At 69.5% G+C, this 13,290-nt stretch carries 10 protein-coding genes; 6 read left to right on the top strand and 4 right to left on the bottom strand.

Features of this window, described 5'->3' with window-relative positions; all coding sequences use genetic code 11:
- Positions 1-37: 37 nt before the first annotated feature.
- The gene (locus E2170_RS01645; RefSeq protein WP_243708019.1) at positions 38-1,267 is read right to left on the bottom strand and encodes an acetate/propionate family kinase; all 1,230 of its coding nucleotides are present in this window, start codon (positions 1,265-1,267) and stop codon (positions 38-40) included.
- Positions 1,264-2,679 carry a bifunctional enoyl-CoA hydratase/phosphate acetyltransferase gene (locus E2170_RS01640; RefSeq protein WP_132998908.1) on the bottom strand — a complete coding sequence of 472 codons (1,416 nt, stop codon included), beginning with the start codon at positions 2,677-2,679 and terminating at the stop codon, positions 1,264-1,266. The genes E2170_RS01645 and E2170_RS01640 overlap by 4 nt, the downstream gene beginning before the upstream one ends.
- A 172-nt stretch (positions 2,680-2,851) precedes the next feature.
- Between E2170_RS01640 and gltS the strand changes: the two genes are divergently transcribed.
- Complete coding sequence (gltS, locus tag E2170_RS01635; protein WP_132998907.1) at positions 2,852-4,081, top strand: sodium/glutamate symporter; 1,230 nt, start codon at positions 2,852-2,854, stop codon at positions 4,079-4,081.
- 46 nt (positions 4,082-4,127) lie between these two features.
- On the opposite strand, the gene E2170_RS01630 is transcribed toward gltS, so the two are convergent.
- On the bottom strand, positions 4,128-4,559 hold the full coding sequence (locus E2170_RS01630) for a helix-turn-helix domain-containing protein (protein WP_132998906.1): 432 nt from the start codon (positions 4,557-4,559) through the stop codon (positions 4,128-4,130).
- A gap of 255 nt (positions 4,560-4,814) precedes the next feature.
- Between E2170_RS01630 and acnD the strand changes: the two genes are divergently transcribed.
- The 5 genes from acnD to E2170_RS01605 all read left to right on the top strand — a co-directional run bounded on the left by acnD (position 4,815) and on the right by E2170_RS01605 (position 10,015).
- A complete protein-coding gene (acnD, locus tag E2170_RS01625) occupies positions 4,815-7,430 on the top strand; it encodes a Fe/S-dependent 2-methylisocitrate dehydratase AcnD (RefSeq protein WP_132998905.1) in 2,616 nt (871 codons plus the stop codon).
- Positions 7,431-7,479: 49 nt separating this feature from the next.
- Positions 7,480-7,827 carry an SRPBCC domain-containing protein gene (locus E2170_RS01620; protein WP_132998904.1) on the top strand — a complete coding sequence of 116 codons (348 nt, stop codon included), beginning with the start codon at positions 7,480-7,482 and terminating at the stop codon, positions 7,825-7,827.
- A gap of 63 nt (positions 7,828-7,890) precedes the next feature.
- Positions 7,891-9,084, top strand: a complete 1,194-nt coding sequence (prpF, locus tag E2170_RS01615) for a 2-methylaconitate cis-trans isomerase PrpF (protein ID WP_132998903.1) — start codon at positions 7,891-7,893, stop codon at positions 9,082-9,084.
- Between the two features lie 10 nt (positions 9,085-9,094).
- A complete protein-coding gene (gene queD / locus E2170_RS01610) occupies positions 9,095-9,457 on the top strand; it encodes a 6-carboxytetrahydropterin synthase QueD (protein ID WP_132998902.1) in 363 nt (120 codons plus the stop codon).
- A gap of 156 nt (positions 9,458-9,613) precedes the next feature.
- A complete protein-coding gene (locus E2170_RS01605; RefSeq protein WP_132998901.1) occupies positions 9,614-10,015 on the top strand; it encodes a phasin family protein in 402 nt (133 codons plus the stop codon).
- A gap of 111 nt (positions 10,016-10,126) precedes the next feature.
- Here the strand turns inward: E2170_RS01605 and E2170_RS01600 are convergent, their stop codons facing one another.
- Positions 10,127-13,288, bottom strand: a complete 3,162-nt coding sequence (locus tag E2170_RS01600) for a multidrug efflux RND transporter permease subunit (protein ID WP_132998900.1) — start codon at positions 13,286-13,288, stop codon at positions 10,127-10,129.
- Positions 13,289-13,290 lie beyond the last annotated feature (2 nt).

The following is a 13,290-nucleotide window of genomic DNA, read 5'->3' as shown; positions in this document are numbered from 1 at the left end:
CAGGCATGGGGGCCCCGACACATGGGGGCCCCGACAGTCAGGCAATGGCGGCCAGTGCTTGCCTTGCCGCGATCCACTCTTCATTGGTGGGCTCCACCGCCACCAGGACGCGGCTGCCGGGGGCGGAGATCACCGCTGCATTTGCCTCGTTCGCGGCCTCTTCCAGCTCCACGCCCAGGAAGGCCAGGTCCCTGCACACGCGCTCGCGGATGAAGGCGTTGTGCTCGCCCACGCCGGCAGTGAACACCAGCATGTCCAGGCCACCCAATACCGCGGCCATCGCGCCGATCTCGCGCACGATGCGGCGCACGTACAGCGCCAGCGCGATCCGTGCGCGTTCGCCGGCTTCGCCTTCCTCGTCCTCGTGCTTCACGATCACCCGCGGCTCGGACGAAATCCCGGACACGCCGAGCAGCCCCGAGCGGTGGTACAGCATCTGCCCCACGTCTTCCAGGCTGAGCTTCTCGATCTCCATCAGGTAGATCACCGCACCGGGATCCAGTGCACCGGTGCGCGTGCCCATCATCAGGCCGTCGAGCGCGGAGAAGCCCATGGTGGTGGCGACGCTCTGCAGATCCCGCATCGCGCACAGGCTGGCGCCGCTGCCCAGGTGGGCGACGATGGTGCGGCCGCGCGCGGCGTCGCCGTGGCGTTCGGGCAGCGCGGTGGCCATGTAGGCATACGACAGGCCGTGGAAGCCGTAGCGGCGCACGCCGCGCTCCCAGGCGTCCCAGGGCAGGGGCAGGATCTGTTCGACCTTCGGGATCGTGTGGTGGAAGCCGGTGTCGAAGCAGGCCACCTGCGGCAGGCGCGGGTACTCGCGCAGCAGGATGGCGACCGCCTCCAGCGCGAAGGGCTGGTGCAGCGGCGCCAGCGGGATGTAGCCGCGCAGGTCGTCGAGCACGCCGGCATCCACGCGCACCGGTTTGAAGTACTTGCTGCCGCCGTGCACCACGCGGTGCGCGACCGCGCCCACGCGCCGACCGGCCAGGCGCGCGAGGATGCGGTCGCGGATCAGCGCCAGCGCGCCGGTGTAGGGCTTTCCGGCATCGAGATCGATCGCGAAGGGCTCCACGCCGCTCTCGCCGAAGTCCGGCGACGGGCCGCCGATGCCCTGCACCTTGCCGTTCCACAGCGCCTTGCGCGGCAGCGGGTCGATGCCGCTGTCGTAGACGGCGAACTTGATGCTCGACGAGCCGCAGTTGAGCACCACCACCAGGTCGGCGCCGGAGGATTCCACCGGCGGCGCCACGGGCTGCGCGCTCACGGCGGGCTCTGCCGGTTGTGGTGGGCCAGCATCAGCGCGATGGCGCAGGAGGCCATGCGCGAGTCGCGCGCGTCGGCGCGGCTGGTCAGCACCACCGGCACCTTCGCGCCCAGCACGATGCCGGCGCTCGCCGCCTGGCCCATGTACATCAGCTGCTTGGCCAGCATGTTGCCGCTTTCCAGGTCCGGCACCACCAGGATGTCGGCCTGGCCGGCCACCGGTGATTCGATGCCCTTGGTCTGCGCGGCCGCCATCGACACCGCGTTGTCGAAGGCCAGCGGGCCGTCGAGCACGCCGCCGGTGATCTGGCCGCGGTCGGCCATCTTGCACAGCGCGGCGGCGTCGAGCGTGGCCGGCATCGAGGGGTTGACCGTTTCCACCGCCGCCAGGATCGCCACCTTCGGCCTGGCCACGCCGATCACGTGCGACAGGTAGATCGCGTTCTGGACGATGTCGGCCTTCTGCAGCAGGTCGGGCGCAAGGTTGACCGCGGCGTCGGTGACGATGAACGGCCGCGGGTAGTGCGGCGTCTGCATCACGAAGCAATGACTGACGCGGCGCTTGGTGCGAAGGCCACCGGCCGACGACACCACCGCCGACATCAGCTCGTCGGTGTGCAGGCTGCCCTTGATCAGGATTTCGACGTCGCCGCCGCGCGCGAGCTCGGCGGCGCGCACGGCGGCGGCGTGGCTGTGGGCGACGTCCTCGATGGCGAGGCCGGAAATGTCGAGGCCCGCCTCCTTCGCCGCGGCTTCAAGGCGCGCGCGCGGGGCCACCAGCACCGGCTCCACCAGCCCGGCATCACGCACGTCCAGCGCCGCGGACAGGCTGAGCGCATCGCAGGGATGCACGATCGCCGCACGCACCGGCTCCAGGCTTGCGACATGCGCCAGCAGGCGGGCGAGGCCGTCGTTGCCGTTGGCGTCGCTGGTATTGATGTCGGGAAGCGCCAGGCGGCCGCGCTCGATGCGCTCGTCCTGCGCCAGCACTTCGACCTCGCCCTCGACCACGGTCTCGCCGTCCTGGTTGCTGCCGCGACAGTCCAGCACCACGGCGCGGCTGGCCTCGTCCTTCGAGCTCACCTCGACGCGCAGCGTGAGCGTGTCGCCGGCCGACAGCGGCCCGCTGTAGCGCAGCGCCTGGCGCCGGTACACCGTGCCCGGGCCCGGCAGGCGCGTGCCCAGCAGCGCCGCCAGCCAGGCGCCGGCCCACATGCCCAGGGCCACGGTGTCCTGCGCGGCGGGCGCACCGCCGTCGTTGGCGGGATCCTCGACGGCCTTGCCCGCCAGCAGGGCGAACATGCGCAGGTCTTCGCGGGTCAGCGTGCGCGCGATGCTGGCGCTGTCGCCGACGGCGATCTCGTCGAAGGTGCGGTTGCGGAGGGTGTCGAGCGCCGGGGCATCTGCGGTCATCGGGGTCCCTTGGGCGATGGGCGGGTTGGCCGCGCGGGTGGCGCGACCCGGGCAGTGTCGCGGCTGCGGGCGCACGGGACAATGACAGGCGTCAATCCGCTCGCCGCGCGCGGTCGTCCGGCACAATGGCTCGTGAGTAGCCGGGGGCCTGCCTGCCCGGCCGGAACCCACCATGCCTCACGCCATCGTCGACGGCACGCTCTCGTTCGACGCCTTCGTCAGCATCACGCTCGCCATCCTGCTGCTGTTCGTGGGCAAGGGACTTGCCGCGCGCGTCGGCGTGCTGCGCCGCTACGGCATTCCCGAGCCCGTGGTCGGCGGCGTGCTGTGCGCGACGGTGGTCTGCGCGCTGTACTACGGCGCGGGCCTGCGGGTGGAATTCGACCTGGGCATGCGCGACCTCCTGCTGCTGTATTTCTTCGCCGCGCTGGGCCTGAACTCGAACGTGCGCGAACTGGCCTCCGGTGGGCGCCTGCTGGTGGTGCTGGCGCTGCTGGCGACGGTCTTCATCGTGATGCAGAACGGGCTGGGCATGGCCCTGGCCGGCCTGTTCGGCATGGATCCGCGCGCGGGGCTGATGGTGGGCTCGATCTCGCTGACCGGCGGCGTGGGCACCACCCTGGCCTGGGCGCCGCACTTCACCGATGTGCTCGGCATCGAGGACGCGGCCGAGCTTGGCCTGGCCGCGAACATGATCGGGCTGATCTCCGCCTGCGTGATCGGCGGCCCGATCGCCGGCTGGCTGATCCGGCAGCGCCCGGTGATGCCGTCGGCCGACGCGGAGCTCGAGGTCGGCCTGCTGTACGGCGATGAATCGCGCACCACGCTCGACTACCACGCCGTGCTGCTGGCGCTGTTCTGGCTCAACGTGGCGCTGATGCTCGGCCATGCCATCGGCGGGCTGATCGAAGGTGCCGGGATCACCCTGCCCGCCTTCGTCGGCTGCCTGCTCGGCGGCATCGCGCTGCGCGCGGTGGGCGACCTGGTCGCGCCCGAGGGCGGCCGGATGTGGCGCTTCAACGAGATGCAGCCCGGGATCGCGCTGATCTCGGACATGTGCCTGGGCCTGTTCCTGACCATGGCCCTGATGGGGCTGCAGCTGTGGGTGCTGCAGCCGATGCTGGGCTTCATCGCGGTGGCGATGGCGCTGCAGGTCGCGATGGTGGTCGCCTTCACCGTGTTCGTGGTGTTCCGGGCGATGGGCCGCGACTACGAGGCGGCGGTGATTTGCTCCGGCTTCGGCGGCATCGCGCTCGGCTCCACCGCCACCGCGGTGGCGAACATGACGGCGGTGGCGCGCGAATACGGCGCGGCACCGCGGGCCTTCCTCGTGGTACCGCTGGTCTGCGGCTTCGTGATCGACCTGGTCAACGCGCTGGTGATCGGCCTGCTGGCGCGCTGAGCGTCCGCGCGCCCGGCATGGCGGCCGCGCCTTGCCTCGCGGATTATTATTCCGCCGCGGCGCCTTCCAGCCGCTTCGCGGCCTCGCGCTTGCCCATGCCACGCAGTTCGGCCAGCGCGGCCACCTGCGCCTGGCGCGGGGTCGACTTGCCGGCTTCCCAGTTGTAGATCGACTGCGCGCTGACGCCGGCCAGCGCACCGTATTCGGCGGCCGACAGGCCCAGCTTCTCGCGGTGCGATTTCAGGCCCTTGGCCTGGAAGCGGAGCTTGCGGCCATCCTCGGGTTCGGCCTGGGACTTCCTCGCCGGCTTCGACGCGGACTTGAGCTGGCGCGAAAGCTGCGCCACCTCGCGCTTGAGCGCGGCGATGTCGCGCCGGTAGCCGACATTGGCCTTGCGCAGGGGGTCGAGCTGGGCCTTGGTTTCCTTGCGGGCCAGGCGGGCGATTTCGGCTTTCAGGACGCTTGCGAGATTTGCCACCAGTCGTCACTCCGTATTTATCCGGGGGAATGACGCAGTTTATGTTCGAATACAAATTCCGTCCAATGGAAAGATAAACAATCGTCAATCAGGAAACCTTGTGGAGGATTATCCAGATCGCCGCGGCGAAGGTCATGACAGAAAACAACGCGGCCCCCGAGACCATGCTGCCCGAGCGCCCGGGCCGCGCATTGATCCAGGGCAAGGCCGGCGCGGCGATATAATGGGCGTTTCCCGCCCACCCCCGTGCCAGCCATGACCAACAGCAAGCATCGCAAGCCCCTTCCCGGAACCTCGCTCGACTGGTTCGACGCCCGCGAGGCAGTGGAGGCGCTGCGCCCCGGTGCCTGGGACGGCCTGCCCTACACCGCCCGCGTGCACGCCGAGAACATCGTCCGCCGCGCCGAACCCGCGCGGATCGACGATTACCTGCTGCAGCTGATCGAGCGCCGCCGCGACCTGGATTTCCCCTGGTTCCCTGCGCGCGTGGTCTGCCACGACATCCTCGGCCAGACCGCGCTGGTCGACCTGGCCGGCCTGCGCGACGCCATCGCCGACCAGGGCGGCGACCCGGCCAAGGTCAATCCGGTGGTGCCGGTGCAGCTGATCGTCGACCACTCGCTGGCGGTGGAATGCGGCGGTTTCGATCCCGGCGCATTCGAAAAGAACCGGGAAATCGAAGACCGCCGCAACGCCGACCGCTTCGATTTCATCGACTGGACGAAGAAAGCCTTCCGCAACGTCGACGTGATTCCGCCGGGCAACGGGATCATGCACCAGATCAACCTGGAGAAAATGTCGCCGGTGATCTACACGCAGGACGGCGTCGCGTTCCCGGATACCTGCGTGGGCACCGACAGCCATACCCCGCACGTGGATGCGCTGGGGGTGATCGCGATCGGCGTCGGCGGCCTGGAGGCGGAGAACGTGATGCTCGGCCGTGCCTCGTGGATGCGCACGCCGGAAATCGTCGGCGTCGAACTGGCCGGGAAGCCGCAGCCCGGCATCACCGCCACCGACGTGGTGCTGGCGCTGACCGAATTCCTGCGCCAGCAGAAGGTGGTCGGTGCCTATCTGGAATTCCACGGCGAAGGTGCCGCGGCGCTGACCATCGGCGACCGCGCCACGATTTCCAACATGGCGCCGGAATACGGCGCGACCGCGGCGATGTTCTTCATCGACGACAACACCCTCGACTACCTGCGCCTGACCGGGCGCAGCGACGAGCAGGTGGCGCTGGTCGAGACCTACGCGAAGACCGCCGGGCTGTGGGCCAGCGACCTCGCCGACGCGCGGTACGAGCGCACGCTGCACTTCGACCTGTCGAGCGTGGTGCGCAACATGGCCGGCCCGTCGAACCCGCACCGCCGGCTGCCGGTCAGCGACCTCGCCGAGCGCGGCATCGCCGGCAACCTCGACGCCGCGCGTGCGCAGGAAGCCGAGGGCCTGCTGCCCGACGGCGCGGTGATCATCGCCGCCATCACCAGCTGCACCAACACCTCCAACCCGCGCAACGTGATCGCCGCCGCGCTGCTGGCGCGCAACGCCAACGCGCGCGGGCTCACGCGCAAGCCCTGGGTGAAGACCTCGCTGGCACCGGGCTCGCGCGCGGTGCAGCTGTACCTGGAAGAAGCGAAGCTGCTGCCGGAGCTGGAGCAGCTCGGCTTCGGCATCGTCGGTTTCGCCTGCACCACCTGCAACGGCATGTCCGGCGCGCTGGATCCTGCGATCCAGCAGGAAGTCATCGACCGCGACCTGTACGCGGTGGCGGTGCTGTCGGGCAACCGCAACTTCGACGGCCGCATCCATCCTTACGCCAAGCAGGCCTTCCTGGCCTCGCCGCCGCTGGTGATCGCCTATGCGATCGCCGGCACCGTGCGCTTCGACATCGAGAAGGACGCGCTGGGCACCGACGCAGAAGGCAATCCCGTCACGCTCAAGGACATCTGGCCGACGGACGAGGAAATCGACGCGGTGGTCAAGGCCAGCGTCAAGCCAGAGCAGTTCCGCCGCGTGTACGAGCCGATGTTCCGCATCGCGGTGGACGACGGCAGCCGGGTGGAGCCGCTGTACGACTGGCGTCCGATGTCGACCTACATCCGCCGCCCGCCATACTGGGAGGGCGCGCTGGCCGGCGAGCGCACGCTCAAGGGCATGCGTCCGCTGGCGGTGCTCGGCGACAACATCACCACCGACCACCTCTCGCCCTCGAACGCGATCATGGCGTCCAGCGCCGCCGGCGAATACCTGGCGAAGATGGGCCTGCCCGAAGAGGACTTCAATTCCTACGCCACCCACCGCGGCGACCACCTGACCGCGCAGCGCGCGACCTTCGCCAATCCGAAGCTGCTCAACGAAATGGTGCGCAACGAAGACGGCAGCGTGCGCCAGGGCTCGCTGGCGCGGATCGAGCCGGAAGGCACCGTCACCCGCATGTGGGAAGCCATCGAAACCTACATGGAGCGCGGCCAGCCGCTGGTGATCATCGCCGGCGCCGACTACGGCCAGGGTTCGAGCCGCGACTGGGCCGCCAAGGGCGTGCGCCTGGCCGGCGTGGAGGCGATCGTGGCCGAGGGCTTCGAACGCATCCATCGCACCAACCTGGTCGGCATGGGCGTGCTGCCGCTGGAGTTCAAGCCGGGCACGACGCGGCTGACGCTCGGCATCGACGGCAGCGAGACCTTCGACGTGGCCGGAACGCCGGCACCGGGCGCGACGCTGACCCTGGTGATCCACCGTCGGGACGGGTCGACGACCGATGTGCCGGTGACCTGTCGCCTCGACTCCGACGAGGACGTGCAGGTCTACGCCGCGGGCGGCGTGCTGCAGCGCTTCGCGCAGGATTTCCTGGCGGCGTCGACGGCCGCATAACGCGGCCCGGCGTAACACGCGGGTTCCACCCGTTCCGGGAGGAACCCGCATGCCCGGCACCGGCACCATGCACGCGTTCGATGCGCGCGTGGGCGGCGGCTACCGGATGTCGTTCACCAACCTTGGCACCGGATCCAGCCATTCATTCACGGTGAAGTACGTCGAACTGGTGCCGAACGAGCGCATCCGCCACACCGACAGCTTCGACAGCCCCGGCCTGCCGGGCGAAATGCAGGTGACGGTGGCGCTGAAGAAGAGTGTCTGCGGCACCGAGCTGCAGATCGAGCAGGCCGGCATCCCCGACGCCATCCCGGTGGACTACTGCTACCAGGGCTGGCAGGAATCGCTGGAGCTTCTCGCGAAGCTGGTGGAACCCGAGATCCCGGACGGCGCCTGAGCGCGCGCGGGCATCCGCATCCGGTGGGACAATGCGGTCTGGCGATACACGACACCGACTCCCATGACCCACCTCCCCCAGCTCAGCATCCCCGCCACCTACATGCGCGGCGGCACTTCCAAGGGCGTGTTCTTCCGCCTGGAAGACCTGCCCGAGGCCGCGCGCGTCCCCGGCCCCGCCCGCGACGCGCTGCTGATGCGCGTGATCGGCTCGCCCGATCCCTATGGCAAGCACACCGACGGCATGGGCGGGGCGACGTCCAGCACCAGCAAGTGCGTGATCATCGGGCCGTCCACCCGGCCCGGGCACGACGTCGACTACCTCTACGGCCAGGTCTCGATCGACACCGCCTTCGTCGACTGGTCGGGCAACTGCGGCAACCTCAGCACCGCCGTCGGCCCGTTCGCGGTCGCCAACGGCTTCATCGATCCCGCGCGCCTGCCAGAGAACGGCAGCTTCGCGGTGCGCGTGTGGCAGGCCAACATCGGCAAGACCATCGTGGTGCACGTGCCGATCGCCGACGGCCAGGTGCAGGAGACCGGCGACTTCGAACTCGACGGCGTGACCTTCCCCGCCGCGGAGATCGTGCTGGAGTTCATGGACCCGTCCGACGATGGCGAGGGCGGCGGCGCCATGTTCCCCACCGGCCGGCTCGTCGACGAACTCGAGGTGCCGGGCCTGGGCTCGTTGCCGGCGACGATGATCAGCGCCGGCATCCCGACCGTCTTCGTCAACGCCGCCGACATCGGCTACGACGGCACGGAGCTGCAGCCGGCGATCAACGAGGACCAGGCCGCGCTGGCGATGCTGGAGGCCATCCGCGTGGCCGGCGCGCTGCGCATGGGCCTGATCGCGACGCCGGAGGAGGCCGCCACCCGCCAGCACACGCCCAAGGTCGCCTTCGTGGCCCCGGCGCGCGACTACGTCGCCAGCAGCGGCAAGGCCATCGCCGCGGCCGGCATCGATCTCAACGTGCGCGCGCTGTCGATGGGCAAGCTGCACCACGCGATGATGGGCACCTGCGCGGTGGCCATCGGCACCGCCGCCGCGATCCCCGGGACGCTGGTGAACCTCGCCGCCGGCGGCGGGGCGCGCGAGGCGGTGCGCTTCGGCCATCCCTCGGGCACCCTGCGCGTGGGCGCGGAAGCGCGCGAAGTGGACGGCCGCTGGACCGCCACCAAGGCGATCATGAGCCGCAGCGCGCGGGTGCTGATGGAAGGCGCGGTGCGCGTGCCGGCCGCCGACGGCGCCGCGTAGAATCGCCGCCATGGACATCTTCAAGGTCTTCACCCTCGAAGCCGCGCACCGCCTCCCCAACGTGCCCGAGGGCCACAAGTGCGCGCGGCTGCACGGGCATTCGTTCCGGGTCGAGCTGCACGTGTCCGGCGAGCCGGGCGCGGACACCGGCTGGGTGATGGACTTCGCCGACATCAAGGCCGCCTTCCGCCCGCTGTACGACCAGCTCGACCACCACTACCTCAACGACATCCCGGGGCTGGAGAACCCCACCAGCGAGCGCCTGGCGGTGTGGATCTGGGAGCGGCTGAAGCCGGCGCTGCCGCTGCTTTCGGAAGTCGTGGTGCACGAAACCTGCACCTCCGGCTGCCGCTACCGGGGGCCGGACGCCTGAGGGCAGGTCCGCCGCGGCGGTTCGCCGGCCGGCGTTTCCCCGCATAAACAGCAGCTTAAAGGTTCCGACAGGCGGTTGTTGCAACGCAACATGGGCCGGGTTATGCTGCACCGCACAAACCGGCAATCCCTGCCGGACATTCAGCAGGAGCCCGCCATGTACCAGAACATCAACGAGCAGTTCGCCTCGACCGCGCGCCAGTTCGCCGACACCGCCGCCCAGGTCAACCGCCTGGCCCTGGCCAGCGCCGAGAAGGCCTTCGGCCTGCAGCTGTCGACCCTCGAAGAGAACACCAACGCCGCCTTCGCCTTCTGGGGCGAGCTGGCCGAGGTCCGCGACTTCGACGGCCTGAAGGCCGTGTGGCCGAAGGGCGTTCAGACCGCCCGCGAGAGCATCGAGCGCTCGGTCAGCGCCGGCCAGGAAGTCTTCGGCCAGGCCGTCGCCACCAACGAGGCCATCGCGCAGATCGCGAAGGGCCAGGTCGAGGCCGCCCAGGCCAAGGCCGAGGAAGCCGTGCAGACCGCCACCAAGGCGGCCACCGGCAAGAGCCGCAAGTAAACAACGGCGTCAAGGGTTCCGGCAACGGAACCGGGGCACGCGCGCTCCTCTCCCCGCGCGTCGCCCCACACACCGTACCCGGCAGCGCAAGCTGCCGGGTTTTTTCGTGCCTCAGTCCTTCGCCAGTGCCTTGCCCGGCGCGGCATCATCCAGCCGCTCGCCCAGCACGCGGCGCACGCTGACGAAGAACACCGGGATCAGCAGCAGGCCGAGGAAGGTCGCGAACAGCATGCCGCCGATCACGCCCGTGCCCAGCGCGTGGCGGGCGTTGGCACCGGCACCCGACGACAGTGCCATCGGCGTCACGCCCATGATGAAGGCGAAGGACGTCATCAGGATCGGGCGGAAGCGCATGCGCGCGGCCTCGATCACCGCTTCGCGCAGTGGCTTGCCCTGGGCGCGCTCCAGCACCGCGAACTCGATGATCAGGATCGCGTTCTTCGCCGCCAGGCCGATCACCGTGACCATGCCGATCTTGAAGAAGATGTCGTTCGACAGCCCCGGGCGCAGCATGGTGAACACCACCGCGCCCAGGATGCCCAGCGGCACGATCAGCAGCACCGCCACCGGGATCGACCAGCTCTCGTAGAGCGCGGCCAGGCAAAGGAACACCACCACCACCGACAGCACCAGCAGCAGGGTCGCGGTGTTGCCGGCGATGATTTCCTGGTAGGACATGCCCGCCCAGTCGTAGCCGAAGCCGGTCGGCAACTCTTCGTCGACGATGCGCTCCATCGCGCCCATGGCCTCGCCCGAGCTGTGGCCCGGCGCCTGCGAACCCACGATGTTCACCGCCGAGTAGCCGTTGTAGCGGGTCAGCGAGGGCGTGCTCATGGTCCACTCGGAGTGCACCACGTTCGACAGCGGGATCATGCTGCGGCTGCCGTCCTCGGCCACCGGGCCGGGGGTGTAGAAACGCGACAGCGAACCGGGGTCGGTGCGGTAGGGCGCGTCGGCACGCATGTTCACGCGCTTCACGCGGCCGTCGGCGAAGTAGTCGTTGACGTACACCGGCGCCAGCATCAGCTGGATCGCGCTGTAGATGTCGCTGACCGACAGCCCCATGGCCTGCGCCTGCACGCGGTCGACGCTGAGCTTGAGCTGCGGCGCGTCTTCGAGCGTGTTCGGTCGCACCGCGGTCAGCGCCGGGTCCTGCGAGGCCGAGCCCAGCAACTGGTTGCGCGCCTGGGTCAGCGCTTCGCGGCCGAGGCCGGCGCGGTCCTGCAGGTACATGTCGAAGCCGCCGAACTGGCCCAGGCCCTGCACCGTCGGCAGGTTGACCACGAAGATCTGCGCGTCGCGGATGCCGTACAGCGCGCCGTTGGCCGCCTGCAGGAAGTCCTGCACCGTGCCCTCGCGGTCGTCCCAGTCCTTGAGCTTGATGAAGGCCATGCCGACGTTCTCGCCCTGGCCGATGAAGCTGAAGCCGGCGACCTGCATCATGCTTTCGTAGCCGTCCACCTGCTCCAGCGTGGTGCGTACCTGCTCGAACACCGCCTGCGTGCGCTGCAGGGTCGAGCCCGGCGGCAGCTGCACGATGGCCATGGCATAGCCCTGGTCCTCCTCGGGCAGGAAGCTGCCCGGCAGGCGCGCGAACAGCACGCCGGTGGCCACCACCAGCGCCGCGAACACCAGCATCCACCGTGGCGCATGACTGACCGCGCCGCTGATGTGGCGCACGTAGGTCGCCGCGACCCTGTCGTAGTACTTGTTGAAGGTGCGGTAGACCACGTTCTGGCGCTTGCCGCCCTGCTCCTCGCCGTGGTGCACGGCGTCTTCCTTGAGGAAGCTGGCGCACAGCGCGGGGGTGAAGCCCAGCGCCAGGAAGGCGGAGAACGCCATCGCCACCGCGATGGTGATCGCGAACTGCTTGTAGATCTCGCCCGAGGCACCGCCCTGCAGCGCGCTGGGGATGAACACCGCCGCCAGCACCACGGTGATCGCGACCACCGCGCCGGTGATCTGCTCCATGGCCTTGATCGTCGCCTCGCGCGGCGGCAGGCCTTCCTCGGACATGATGCGTTCGACGTTCTCGATCACCACGATCGCGTCGTCGACCACGATGCCGATCGCCAGCACCATCGCGAACAGCGTGAGCTGGTTCACCGTGAAGCCGAGCATGCTCAGGCCCAGGAAGGTGCCCAGCAGCGCCACCGGGATCACCAGGGTCGGGATGATGGTGGCACGCAGGTTCTGCAGGAAGATCAGCATCACCAGGAACACCAGCACCACCGCCTCGAGCAGGGTCTTGACCACCTCCTTGATCGAGATGGTCACGAAGGTGGTGCTGTCGAAGGGCGAGAACCACTCCACCCCTTCCGGGAAGCTGCCCTGCAGCTCGTCCATGCGCGAAGTCACGGCCTCGGCCACCGTCAGCGCGTTGGCGCCGGGCAGCAGCTGGATCGCGAAGGCGCCGGTGGGCACGCCGTTGTACTTGGTGTCGAAGCCGTAGCCCTGGGCGCCGATGTCGATCCGCGCCACGTCCTTCAGGCGCACGGTGCCGCCGTCGGCGTCCGCGCGCAGGATGATGTCGCCGAACTGTTCCGGCGTCGCGAAGCGGCCCTCGGCCGAGACCGTGGCGGTGAAGCCCTGGCCCTCGGGCGCAGGGTCGGCGCCGATCGAGCCGGCGGCGAACTGCACGTTCTGGCCGCGCACGGCCTGCAGCACCTGGCTGGCCGACAGCCCGTAGCCCTGCATCCGGTCGGGGTTGAGCCAGATGTTCATGGCGTACTCGGAGCCGAAGTGCTGGGTGCTGCCGACGCCGGGCACGCGCGAGATCTGCTCCAGCACGCTGGAGCCGATCATGTTGTTGAGCGCGTTGCGGTCCACCGCCGGGTTCGACGAGCGCAGCCCCACCACCATCAGGAAGCCGGCATTCGCCTTGGCCACCACCACGCCCTGCTGGGTGACCTCGCTGGGCAGGCGCGGCGTGGCCAGCGCGACCTTGTTCTGCACCTGCACCTGGGCGATGTCGGGGTCGGTGCCGGTCTGGAAGGTCAGGGTGATGCTGGCGCGGCCCGACGAGCTGGAGCTGGAACTGAAGTACAGCAGGTTGTCGATGCCGGTGAGCTGCTGCTCGATCACCTGGGTGACCGCGCGTTCGGTGGTCGCCGCGTCGGCGCCGGGGTAGCTCGCGCCCACGGTGACCTGCGGCGGCGCCACGTTCGGATACGACTCCACGCCCATGTTGAGCAGGGCGATCACGCCGGAAAGCGCGATCAGGATCGAGATGACCCAGGCGAAGACCGGATGGTCGATGAAAAAGCGAGGCATCG

This window comes from Luteimonas arsenica, from assembly GCF_004352825.1.
Classification (GTDB): Bacteria; Pseudomonadota; Gammaproteobacteria; order Xanthomonadales; family Xanthomonadaceae; genus Luteimonas; species Luteimonas arsenica.
This window is presented reverse-complemented; position numbering and strand designations above follow the sequence as displayed.